This is a genomic window from Mucilaginibacter sp. GW821-FHT07G05 (assembly GCF_059418565.1).
Genome location: NZ_JBWKQC010000003.1, coordinates 590,517 through 603,112 on the forward strand (window position 1 = coordinate 590,517; position 12,596 = coordinate 603,112).

The window sequence follows — 12,596 nt, forward strand, 5'->3', positions numbered from 1 at the left end:
GCGCGGGGTGATACCATCCGTATGTGTTATGCGTGGCCGGGTTAACACCCTGCCGAAATAAATAGTAAGTATAAAGTTTGTTTTAAGCGCGTACAGGCAGGTTTATCTCAACACCTGTTATACAATAATTGGATTTTTCGGGCAAGAATACACGAGTTAAATCACTACTAATATACCGTTAAAACACCTATTTAATATAGTGTATATACGATTGTTGTACAATGTGTTAGCATCTACTTTTACAACCGTAATGTTTAGAAAGATAAAGCATTTTTTTGAAGGTTACATCTACCCCCTGATCTGAAAGAAAAACTAAAATAAGGTATTGCCCGCAGCGCAATATGATATAGTATAAATACTTAGGCGATGGCATTGCCCGGTATTTATCAACAACCAATTAACTAACCGTAAGAGTAATAATTTTTATTAACAGGATAAAAATATGATTCGCACTACGCTTGAATTTATTAAAAAAGAACTGGAAGCCTACATAGTTGAACGGGAGCAGGATCCTGCCAACTATAGTATTGGCAACGTGGTTGATCTTAAATCAATTGTGTTGCCTAACGGCGATATCAATGTTAGGGATAGTACGCATGTTACCCTATCGCTGGTAAATATTGAAGAGGAGCGGAGGGAAGGCAAACAACCGTATTTTGTACCTACTGATGATAAAAAGTTCATCCAGCTAAATCCGCCTGTTGAGCTCGACCTGTACCTGCTGCTGGTAGCTAATAATTCCGACTACCCAACCGCCCTGCGCGACCTGTCGAATATCATCGCTTTCTTTCAATCGCATACCGTGTTTGATGCGCAAAAATATCCGTCTTTGAATCAATCGGTGGTTGATCCGGTTAATAAGGCCTGGCAGGTTATTGAGCGTTTGAGCGTAAAACTGGTAAGCCTCACTTTTGAACAGCAAAACAACCTATGGGGCATGCTTAGCTCAAAATATATACCGAGCGCGGTGTACAGGGTTAAAATGCTTACCGTATTTGAAACCCGCAGCGACGAAAAGGTGGCAGCTATTAATGAACTAAACTTTGTTGAAAACTGATAATCGCCATGGCAACCATCACCATAAAATATACCGAACTCTTGAGCTTATCTGTAAAGCAGCCTTTTTATAACAACAAGGTATGCCGCGGATACCAGGCCACACCGATACTCGATTTCAACATCGTGCCAACACCCGAAACCTTAGCCTTTATGAAGGCCAAAAAAATGGTATTTAAAAATACCGATAACAGTGGTGGCTTTACCGTACTGGTGCAAACAAAGGGTAAAACACCGGGCGGTAACGAGTTATTGGGTTACCCTGTTACGGTTGCAGATAAACTGACTTTTGTTATGCTGCTTAAAAACCCCGACCTGATCAATTTTAACGTACTGCCAATCTCGAAAGAGGCTAACAAGATCTACTACTTTGGCAACCAGGTAGCTGATAAAACCGCTTTGCGCGACGACCTTCACCTGTCGAAAAATATTACCGGGGTTGACGGTGCTGCAGATCAGCTCAAAAAGGTATCAAAAAACTATAACTTCCATTTTGCGGGCGTTACCACTACGGCTGCCGTTAAGGTAAAACACCTTTTAACCGGGGCAAAGGTGAACGCCAAACTGGTTACCTCGCAAAATGGCAAATCTGAAATATATGTTGATCTGTCGGCATTGCCATCGGGCTGCTGCCAGTTGCTTATCAGCAATGTAGTAAGCGATGAATTTTACTATTTGGGCAACATGGCCGATCAGCCAATGTTTGGGGTTATTGAGCTTTCGTTGTCAAAGCTGCTGTCGGCAAATTACCGGGTTGTTGAGCCCGATCTGTCCTTAACCGTAAAGCGACCTAAATATACGGTTTTATTTAAAAACAGGCAAACTACGTGGCGCTATAATATTCAATTGCAGCCCACCAGTCCGCTTTATATTGAAATGGCCAAGCTTACAGCCGTGCAAAAGGCCGACTTTATAAAACAGCTTACCGTGGCTACCAATGATACCGCCATTAAGTTTAAACTGGCCAGTAATACCGATAGCAATTTCGTGTTCGTATCCACCAAAAACATTGCCCTGCAAGAGCGTTACGCCCTATCAACCAATGTGGCTAAGGACCTCATCATCTCGCTGTCGAAATATGTTAAAACACCAAAAGAAACCATTATAAAATCCAGCCTGCCTTATCCCTCAATGGGTAGTATCGATGAGGGCAGCCTCCCCACTATTTATTCAGATGTATTCATAACACTTTAAAAAACAATAAACAATGGCAAATTACAGATCACCCGGTGTATATGTAGAGGAAGTATCCACCTTACCGCCTTCAATTGCAGAAGTAGAATCTGCCGTACCGGTTTTTATTGGCTATACCAAAATAGCTACCAACCTGGCCGCGAACGATCTTTTGAAGGTACCAACCCCCATTAACAGTATGGCCGATTACGTGCAATACTTTGGCGGTCCGTTTGTACAGGCTGCGGCCAATATCAGCATAGTTGTTGACGAAAAAAGAACAGGTACCAAAACAACCGGTTACAGCGCGGTGATTACCCCTAATAAGGATGCCATGGGCAAGCACAACTTGTACCATGCTGTAAAACATTACTTTGCCAATGGCGGCAGCCGCTGTTATATTGTATCGGTGGCTTTGTATACCGGTACTGTTGATGCTGATGACCTTGAAGCAGGTATCACCATTGCAGGCGCACAGGATGGCCCGACCCTCTTGTTAAGCCCTGAAGCCGTGTACACCAGCGAAAGTGAATTTAACTCGCTTAACCAGGCCCTGATAGGCCAGGCAGCAAACCTTAAAGACCGTTTCGCTATACTGGATACCCGCCTATCAACCGTGCCAAAATCAACCAGCTCGATAGGTACTGATGTGGCCGGAACCATTGATTCGGTAAATGCCGATCCGCTGATAAGGCAATACGGCGCGGTATACTATCCGCACCTCGAAACCACTTACAATTATGAGTTTGATTTTGACGCGCTTACCATTACCGATTATACCGTTAACGGTGCAGCACCTGCCGCGGCGGATGACAAGCAGGGACAAACTTTTTCGGCGCTGAAAAATACATCGTCGGTATTATACAACTACGTACTTGGCCAGTATAAAAACCAGCATATCGTATTGCCGCCATCGGCAGCTGTTGCCGGTATTTATTGCCGGGTTGATGCCTCTCGCGGGGTTTGGAAAGCGCCTGCCAATGTATCCATCAATGATGTGGTAAAGCCAACTGTATCAGTAGCACGTGCCGATCAGGATCTGCTCAATATTAACGACCAAACCGGTAAATCAGTAAACGCTATCCTTAACTCACCGGGCTTCGGCACGCTGGTAATGGGTGCCCGTACACTTAACGGTAACGATAACGAGTGGAAATACATCAACGTACGCCGCTTCTTTATCACAGTTGAGCAATCTATCAAAAACTCAACTGCCATGTTCGTTTTCGAGCCTAATACCTCGTCAACATGGGTTAAGGTGCAGGCCATGATAGAAAATTACCTGTTCACCAAATGGCGCGATGGTGCCCTTGCAGGCGCTAAGCCCGAGCAAGCTTACTTTGTGAACGTAGGCATAGGCAGTACCATGACATCCGTTGATATACTGGAAGGCCGCCTCATTATTGAGATAGGTATGGCGGTTGCGCGGCCGGCCGAGTTCATCGTGCTGAAGTTTGAGCAAATGCTGCAAACCTCGTAATCAACCTAAATAATCGTATTAAAAATATTGTAAACATAAAAAACTACAACAATGGCAAATTATCCATTACCGGTCTTCCATTTCAGTGTTTCATTGGGCGGCGGGGCACCTATAGGTTTTTCAGAAGTAAGCGGACTTTCGCAGGAAGTTCAGGCAATTGAATACAGGGACGGCCTCATGTCGTCAACCACGCTGCCGCTGAAAAGTCCGGGTCTTAAAAAGGCAGGCAACATCACCCTCAAAAGAGGGATGCTAACCGCCAATAACGAGTTTTACGATTGGTTGAACAACAAAGGTAACCCTGGTGTTGAGCGCCGCGATATTACCATCACCCTGCTTAACGACGAGAACAACCCTGTTTTTGTATGGAGCATAGCCCAGGCATGGCCGGTAAAAATTGAGGGCCCGGGTTTAAAGGCCACCGGTAACGAAACCGCTATCGAATCAATTGAGCTGGTACACGAAGGCATCACCCTAAAAACCGCGTAAGCAATGGCAACCTACTACCCACCGGCAAGCTTTTACTTTAAGGTTGAATTTATTGGGGTAAGTGGTGCCGATAGCGATACCGAGCAGCGCTTTCAGGAAGTAAGCGGCCTATCGGTAGAGATTGAAACAGAAGAGGTACGCGAAGGCGGCGAAAACAGGTTTGTATATAAGTTCCCGAAACGGGCAAAATACCCTAACCTGGTGCTTAAACGGGGTTTATTAAAGGGTACAGCTTTGCTGGATTGGTTTAAATCGGCCATGAACACTTACTTTTTTGTACCTGTTTATGATTTTAAACCTGCCGACCTGATGATCACCCTGCTGAACGACGCGGGCGAACCTTATGCCGTGTGGAACGTGGTGCAGGCTTACCCGCTCAAGTGGTCAACCTCTGATTTTAAAGCGACCGATAACTCTGTGGTGGTAGAAACCATTGAACTGGCCTACCAGTATTTTGAACGTAAAATGTAGCAACCATGCCGGTACAGATAAACGAACTCATTATAAGAACAGTAGTTGACCCCGCGCCCACAAATAATGGCGCGCAGGCCAGTACACCCGCAGGCGGCAACGATGCCGAATTAGATGCCATAGAAAAGGTATTGGAAATAATTAAAGAAAAAAAGGAACGCTGATGGATACTCAAAGTGCGGCAAAATTGCCCTTCAACCTCAAAATACTGCAAACCGACGAAAATGGCATCCCCGTTTTAGGGGTACCCTTCCTGGCTATGTTTAACCCGGAAAATATTGCCATTACCGAGGATGTAGTATGGAGCCTGAGCAAAACGCCCGGCCAGGCCGGTGCCGATCCGGGGTTTTTAGGTGTGCAGCCACGCAAGTTTACGCTTGAGCTGATACTTGACGGAACGGGCGTGAACACCAATGGCGTTAAGATACCCGTAACGGTGCAAATACTGCTGTTCAGGGCGGCAACTACTACGGTTGATGGCACCAAGCACCGGCCGCATTACCTGCTGGTACAGTATGGCTTGTTCTTGTGCAATTGCGCGCTCACTTCGTCAACGGTTACCTATACCATGTTTGATATGACGGGGCTGCCCATCAGGGCTAAAATAAGCGCCACGTTTGTTGAGCGTACGCCAAATTCGTACGGCAGTATCCTGAGCATGTTGTCCTCGCCCGATCTTACACACTCGGTACAGGTAAAGGAGTGGGATATACTGCCCCTGCTTACCCACCAGATCTATAAAGATCAAAGCTATTACTTACAGGTGGCCAGGGTAAACAAGCTTAAAAACTTCAGGAAGCTGAAGGCCGGTTCCACGCTCATTTTCCCGCCGATAGAGGTAAAAAAATAATCATCAATAATAACTGATACAGATATGTTAGATAGTCTACCACCGGGCACACAGCCGGCAGCCGATGTAGTTAGCCAGAAGGTTCTGATAAACGGAACGGTGCTGAGCAATGAAGTTTTGCTATCGCGGATAATGGTAAACAAAACATTTAACAAGGTGGCTTATGCCAAAATTGTTTTTATTGATGGCTCGGCATCCGAAGCCGATTTTACCCTGAGCGCCGATGATACCTACAAGCCGGGCAACCAGATTGAGGTACAATTGGGCTACCACAGTAATGTAGAAACCGTATTTAAGGGCATTATTATAAAACATGCCATCAAAATAAGGCAAAACGGAGCTTCGCTGTTAATGATAGAGGCTAAAGACGAGGCCATTAAATTAACTGCTGCCCGTAAAAGCGCCTACTACAGTAAAAAAACAGACAGCGAGATCATCGAAACATTAGCGGCTGCCTATCAGCCTGATATAGAAAGTACAACGGTAACGCACCCGCAACTGGTACAATTTGATACCACCGACTGGGATTTTATACTTACCCGTGCCGAAGCCAATGGCATGCTGGTACTTACCGATGATGGTAAGCTGGTGGTGAAAAAACCAACTACCACAGGTATATCGGTATTAACAGCCACCTATGGCATGAATGTGTTTGAACTGGAAGCCGAAATGGATGCCCGCAGGCATGTGGCCAGCGTATCGGGTATATCATGGGATTATACGCAGCAGCAGGTGGAGCAATCTGATCCGGGCGATTCGTCGTTCAGTGATAACGGGAATATCCCGGCATCTGCCATGGGCGATGTGCTGGGTGCCGAAGTATTGCTGAATCATAGCGGCCATCTTACCCAACCCCAGTTACAAAATTGGGCCGATGCTTATGCGTTGCGTAATCACCTGTCTAAAAACGTAGGCCGTGTGCGTGTGCAGGGCAATGCCGCTATAAAACCCGGTACCCTCATCACCCTGGCCGGTGTTGGCGACCGCTTTAACGGCGATGTATTTGTGAGCGGTATAGTGCATGTTTTTGACGGAACATGGCTCACCGACGTACAATTTGGCTGGCAGGAAGACTGGTTTTATAAAAGCGAAAATGTAATGGATAAACCCGCGTCGGGCTTATTGCCGGGCGTTAACGGTTTGCTGATAGGCACTGTTGCAGAAGTAACAGACCCCGAAGGCGGGCAGTACAGGGTGAAAGTAAAAGTACCCACCATTGCATCGGGCGATGAAGGGATTTGGGCACGTGTGGCCACGCTGGATGCTGGGCCTAAACGGGGCGTATACTTCAGGCCGCAGGAGAAAGACGAAGTAGTGCTGGGTTTTTTAAATGATGATCCGCGCGAGCCTATCATTTTGGGCTACCTGCACAGCAGCAGCACCAACGAAGCCCCGCTGCCAATTGATACCGGTGCCGAACAATATGGCTTTGTAACCAAAGAAGGGGTGAAGCTGGTATTTGACGATACCAACAAACGCCTCACGCTATCGGTAACAACACCGAGCGGCGACAAAACTATCGTGCTGAATGATAGTTCGGGAGCATTCAGCATGACGGATGAGAACCAGAACAGTATAAAAATGGAAGCCAGTGGTATTACCATACAGGCAGGCCGTGGTAACGTAACCATCAAAGGCGTGCAGGTAATGATTAACTGATCACCTGAAAAGAAATTATATAACCAACATTAATACACAAGCAAATGCCACCAGCAGCCCGCGTAAGCGATAACCATGTATGCCCAATGGCTAACCCCAACGGCAGCCCGCATACCGGCGGCCCAATTTTACCGCCCGGCGCGCCAACGGTGCTTATCGGCGGTTCGCCGGCCGCAATGGTGGGCAACATGTGTACCTGTGCCGGTCCGCCCGATAGCATCACCAAGGGGTCGGCAACGGTAATTATTGGCGGAAGCCCTGCCGCGCGTATGGGCGATATGACGGCACATGGCGGCAGCATAATGGCAGGGTGCCCCACCGTATTAATTGGAGGTTGATTTTAAAAACAAAGAAATACTACAGCAATGGCAATTACAGACAGATCATTTTTAGGAACAGGGTGGAGTTTTCCGCCAACCTTCCGCAGGGATAACACTACCGTAGATATGCTGGTGAACGAGGCCGATGTATACAGCAGTATAGGCATTATCCTCTCCACCATCAACGGCGAGCGTGTAATGCTGCCCACCTTCGGTTGCAATTTGCAGCCCCATGTTTTCGATCAGATGGATACCCCGTCAATAGCCATGATAGAGAAGATAGTGAAAGACGCGCTTATTTATAACGAGCCGCGCATTATTGTAGAAGAAATTACTTCAACAGCCTTGCAAAACGAAGGCATACTGGAGATCAACGTGAAATACAAAATTATAACCACCAATACGCGCTATAACTATGTATATCCATTTTATATAAAAGAAGCCACCAATATAGCTACCTGATGATCGGCAATGCTGATCAATTAATAAACCATTATCCAAACCGGTTTTATAGGCCGGAACATCAAAATATATGCTGAAATGGAAAACTGTAATTGCCATAACGAGATAAATCTTAAAGGTTCGGGCCAGTTAGAACGCTACCTGAAAGCGCTCGACCCTGCTTACGTATCAATTGATGGTAGAAGTACCGAAGACCTGCTGAACTTTGCCGCGGGTTACGCGGAGCAGATCAGGTTTTACGATATGCCCGACAGCCCCGCGCCAGACGATGGTGCCAAGCCCGAAAAGGTAAGCTGGGCCGAGTTTTTTAAGCGTGATATGGCAGTAATAGCAGCTTCGATAGCGCAGGTTAACCTGGCGCAGATCAAGGCAGATTATGACGCGATCAGCAACCAGTTGCAAGATGAACCAAGCCCCGAATTGTTTACAGCCCTGTTTGATGAGGTAATTAAAATAGCCGCCAAAATTGATAACTGGTACACTGTGGCCTTACCGCAGAACCCGCTGTTTGAAGATTTGGATCTGGCCATCAACTCATCGCTGCGGTCGCAGTTGAAAAAGGCTATCTCGTATGAAGAAGGCTTTATTATAGTTGATTCTAAAACAGTTTTGAATATTGATTACGGTCGCATTGCTAACAAAAACCTATGGGGATTGAATGACGATGCCGACCCTGATTTTGAAATATACCAGGGCTTAACCGCCGAAGAACGCATACTAAATGCCGCCCTGTATGTTGATGATATTTTCCATGCGTTTTATGGCGCTATCAGCAATATTGTAGAGCAATCGGCAAGTTATGTGGAGTATGCTTTAACGCAGTACCCAGCGCATCAGCCTTACATGACCTTGTTCATCGCGTTTATAAAACTGTTCAGTTTGGCGCAGCAGCAAATGAACGGCCTTACCGATAAAATGCTGAATTTTTACTACCGCGATGTGCTGCACCTGGCAGAAAAACCTGCCGTGCCCGATAAGGTATTCGTGGTGTTTGAGCTGGCTAAAAACGTAGCGAAGTATGACTTGGCTAAAGGCACAGCCCTCAGCGCCGGTAAAGATAACACAGGCAAAGAGCAGGTATACAAAACCGAAGACGGCTTTGTAATAAACCAGGCTAAGGTAAAGGAACTTAAAAATATATTTATTGAGAAAACACCTGCTGAAGCTACCGAAGAGCAAAAGACCATAAGCATCATATATGCCAAACCGGTAGCCAACTCAAAAGATGGCTACGGCGAAAAGTTTACCGAACCCGGCGCTAAATGGCCAACCTTTGGCAACAGCCTTAGCAAACCAACACCGGCCAATATGTGCGATTATATTAATAACGCGCAAATTGAGCTGAACAGCAGGAATGAAGCTACCGTAGGTTTCGCGCTGGCCTCGCCGCAATTGCTGTTGCAGGGCGGTAACAGGCTTGTGGGTTTCAGCATGCCTGCACTATCCGAACTACTGTTAAAACAACCGGATATGCTTGCCAATGTGCAGATAGCGTTGAGCGGCGAAAAAGGCTGGCTTACCATTGACAGGCAAATTACCGATGCTACCGAAAAAGAAAGTTTTACAAGGGCTATAGGCGAGGGCATATTTGACCCGGCCTATACCGAAAGCGGTTTTTTTGTAGATGAAAAGATACAAGGCATCTACCTGTATATATCAATAGCCGAAGCCGGTATTGTGGGTTTTGATGCGAAGGTGCACACCGGGAATACTTATAAAACCAACTACCCGGTAATGGAGTTTTTGATCGGTCCGGAGGTTGATATCCCGGCTACGGTGTACAATACATTACGGGTTAACGATGTGGCTTTGATAGTAAAAGTAGGCTCCATTAATCCGCTGCCGGGAGATGAAAAACAGCCTAACTACAATGGCAATTTCGATGGTTTAAAGAACCTCATTATACAAACCGATGCCGGTGTTTTACCCGCAGGCAAACCGTTCGATCCGTTTAGTGCCATACCCGTGCAAGGCTCGTCGTTTTACGTGGGTAGCGATGAGGTGTTTAATAAACCGCTGGGCTATTTATCGGTAAACATCAATAAAACACAAAGCACTGCTAACACGCAGCTTGCAATGACCTCTTCAGAGGGGTATGAATATGGGGTAAGCGTACTGTATAACAGAACCTGGAAACGCCTGTGCAACAGTTATGGATCAGACTTTAGGCAGGAAACCCTTACCATCAATATTTTAAACGAATATACATTTGTTAACGGCGATAATGGCGAAGTTAAGGAAGTAAGCCTGGCCCGGAAACCGATAGAGTACTTCGATAGCCTTGAAATAAATGCCGATAAAGGCTTCCTGAAAATTGATAACCTTGTATGGACAGGCGGCGAAATACAAGACCGCTTAAACCGTGCGCCAGAGTTTCAAATAAAAGAAATATCGGTAAGTTATCTGTCTGTATTAAGAACGCTTGAACAGGGTATTGATCAGGTATTTCATATCTATCCTTTCGGCACGGTCGAAACCGGCATCACCGTTAAACCAAGCAAGAAAGACGCCATATTAGCCGGGGACAAGATCGTATTAGGGCGAAGAAAAATTGAAGACACGATCATCGATAAGCTGATCGTTAACGCCAATAACTTGCTGCTGCCGCAGTTTACCTGGGTAAATCCAACCAATATATACAAAACCGAGGTATCAGATACTGTTGACGATTACAGCGATGTAACTTATCAGGATGCGGGGATAAAGGGCGGTAAAAAATTGGGTGACCTGGTGGTGTACGATGCCAACACCGCCACACCGGGTAAAAATATTGGCGACAGGATACTGGCCAAACTGATGTACGATGCCAGCGGCCTCAACGACAGGCTCACCGGTAAAAACAACCAGTACTCGGGCACCATACAGGAAGAAGGGATGCTGTTCATCGGGCTGGAGAAACTGGTGCCGCTGCAAACATTATCATTACTGTTTGAATTTGCGCCCGGCAGTGCCGTTAACGAAGATGACGAACCGCCGGCGATCAATTGGGCGTACCTTACTTATAACGAGTGGCGGCCTTTGAATGTGGAGAACCTGGTATCTGATAGTACCTACGGTTTTCAAACCACCGGTATTGTAAAGCTGGATATACCAGCCGATGCCAATGATAGCCACACCATTATTACCGATGGCCTGTACTGGTTCTGCGCCAGTGTAACTGCCAATGCCGACCGTATTCCGCAATTGATAGATGTAATAGCGCAAGCCACCGAAGCTGAGTTTTTTGATCAGGGTAACAGCCCTGCGCATTATGATAACGCTTTGCCTGCCGGTTCTATCAGCAAATTGTCGGTAGCGGTATCGCAAGTGAGTAAGGTGCAGCAGCCATTCGCCTCGTTTGATGGCAAACACAAGGAGGTTGGTAAAGAATACTATACCCGCGTAAGCGAAAGGCTAAGGCATAAAGGCCGAGCCATTACCGCATGGGATTATGAGCACCTTGTGCTGGATAAATTCCCGAGCGTGTTCAAGGTAAAATGTATCCCAAATACAGATCCGCGTTGCTTTTGCCGTAAAAAAACAACCCACAGTACCACAGGTGCTCCGCAAGCTGATTGCTGCGGACCGGTGCGTGCATCGGGCCATGTACTGGTGGTGCCTGTGCCTAACCTTAAAAATAATAACGCGGCCAATCCGCTGCAACCTAAAACCAGCAGGTTAACCTTAATTGAAATAGCTAAATATTTAAGAACGGTAAGTTCGCCGTTTGTAAAGGTGCATGCCAAAAACCCGGTTTACGAGCAGGTGCTGGTGTTTTTCAGGGTGAAGTTTTTAAGCGGGGTTGATAAAGGTTATCACCTCAAAAAACTAAACCAGGAAATTGTAGAATACCTCACCCCATGGGCCTTTGACGAAAAGATAGAAGCCGATTTCGGGCAGAAGATCTATGCCTCGGCCATTATTACCTTTATTGAGCAGCGCCCTTATGTTGATTTTATAACCGACTTTTTGATGGGCGTTTGCCGCGATGAATGCTGCGGATCGGCCAAAGCCAAACCCGGCGAGGTAACCAAAACAGGCTTTATCGAATCGTTAGATCAGGTAACCGGCTGTAACGATATTGAGCATTTCCTGAACGGGCAGGGCTACTTTGTTGGCGATGTTATCGCGCAGCCATCTACCCAGTTATCGCTGCTGGTATCGGCACCGCACCATATTATTTTGCCTTTTGAGGATAAACCGGTACAGCTTACTCCTTGCGAAAAACGTAAGGCAAGGGAAGTGCCCGCGCAACCCGCGCCCGAAGCACCTAAAGAAGAGCCAAAAGATACCACGCCGCCAAAGGATACAGTGAATCCGGAACAACCCACATGGAATCCATCACCCAAACCTAAAAAAGATATTATAGAACCTGTCAACGAGGTAAAGGAAGATAAAATTGAAGTGGTAAAGCAACCAACCGACATTGTAAAAGGTACTGACGTGGTAAAAGGCGACAACATCCTGAAAGATGTAAAAACGGTTGATAAGCTGCTCGACAACAAAAAGATAGTGGTAAAAACCATTGCCGATGATAAGGTGGCCAAAGCCAGAACACCGGTAGTGAAAACCGAAAAGGCTAAGGAAGCGCCTGCCAAAAAAACAGACGCGGACAAAACCACCGATACCAATAACGATACCACAGGCAAACCCTGAG

11 protein-coding genes are annotated in these 12,596 nt (G+C 46.4%); all 11 read left to right on the top strand.

All coding sequences use genetic code 11. From position 1 onward, the window contains the following. The first annotated feature begins 442 nt into the window (after positions 1 to 442). The 11 genes from AC07NA_RS10695 to AC07NA_RS10745 all read left to right on the top strand — a co-directional run bounded on the left by AC07NA_RS10695 (position 443) and on the right by AC07NA_RS10745 (position 12,595). Positions 443 to 1,057 (top strand): Pvc16 family protein, encoded by a 615-nt coding sequence (locus AC07NA_RS10695; RefSeq protein ID WP_494897561.1) that lies wholly within the window; start codon positions 443 to 445, stop codon positions 1,055 to 1,057. Positions 1,058 to 1,065: 8 nt separating this feature from the next. After that, a complete protein-coding gene (locus AC07NA_RS10700; RefSeq protein WP_494897562.1) occupies positions 1,066 to 2,250 on the top strand; it encodes a hypothetical protein in 1,185 nt (394 codons plus the stop codon). 13 nt (positions 2,251 to 2,263) lie between these two features. Next, on the top strand, positions 2,264 to 3,709 hold the full coding sequence (locus tag AC07NA_RS10705; protein WP_494897563.1) for a phage tail sheath family protein: 1,446 nt from the start codon (positions 2,264 to 2,266) through the stop codon (positions 3,707 to 3,709). 51 nt (positions 3,710 to 3,760) lie between these two features. Beyond that, positions 3,761 to 4,198, top strand: a complete 438-nt coding sequence (locus AC07NA_RS10710; RefSeq protein ID WP_494897564.1) for a phage tail protein — start codon at positions 3,761 to 3,763, stop codon at positions 4,196 to 4,198. A gap of 3 nt (positions 4,199 to 4,201) precedes the next feature. Continuing rightward, a complete protein-coding gene (locus AC07NA_RS10715; protein WP_345210315.1) occupies positions 4,202 to 4,669 on the top strand; it encodes a phage tail protein in 468 nt (155 codons plus the stop codon). A 5-nt stretch (positions 4,670 to 4,674) separates the two neighbouring features. After that, on the top strand, positions 4,675 to 4,833 hold the full coding sequence (locus AC07NA_RS10720; protein ID WP_494897565.1) for a DUF5908 family protein: 159 nt from the start codon (positions 4,675 to 4,677) through the stop codon (positions 4,831 to 4,833). Then, positions 4,833 to 5,519 (top strand): CIS tube protein, encoded by a 687-nt coding sequence (locus AC07NA_RS10725; protein ID WP_494897566.1) that lies wholly within the window; start codon positions 4,833 to 4,835, stop codon positions 5,517 to 5,519. The genes AC07NA_RS10720 and AC07NA_RS10725 overlap by 1 nt, the downstream gene beginning before the upstream one ends. A gap of 24 nt (positions 5,520 to 5,543) precedes the next feature. Then, positions 5,544 to 7,178 carry a type VI secretion system tip protein VgrG gene (vgrG, locus tag AC07NA_RS10730; protein ID WP_494897567.1) on the top strand — a complete coding sequence of 545 codons (1,635 nt, stop codon included), beginning with the start codon at positions 5,544 to 5,546 and terminating at the stop codon, positions 7,176 to 7,178. Between the two features lie 44 nt (positions 7,179 to 7,222). Beyond that, a complete protein-coding gene (locus tag AC07NA_RS10735; RefSeq protein ID WP_494897568.1) occupies positions 7,223 to 7,516 on the top strand; it encodes a PAAR domain-containing protein in 294 nt (97 codons plus the stop codon). Between the two features lie 27 nt (positions 7,517 to 7,543). Next, entirely contained in the window at positions 7,544 to 7,960 is a 417-nt protein-coding gene (locus tag AC07NA_RS10740) for a GPW/gp25 family protein (protein ID WP_345210320.1), read from the top strand. 78 nt (positions 7,961 to 8,038) lie between these two features. After that, entirely contained in the window at positions 8,039 to 12,595 is a 4,557-nt protein-coding gene (locus AC07NA_RS10745; RefSeq protein WP_494897569.1) for a baseplate J/gp47 family protein, read from the top strand. The last annotated feature ends 1 nt before the right edge of the window (position 12,596 follow it).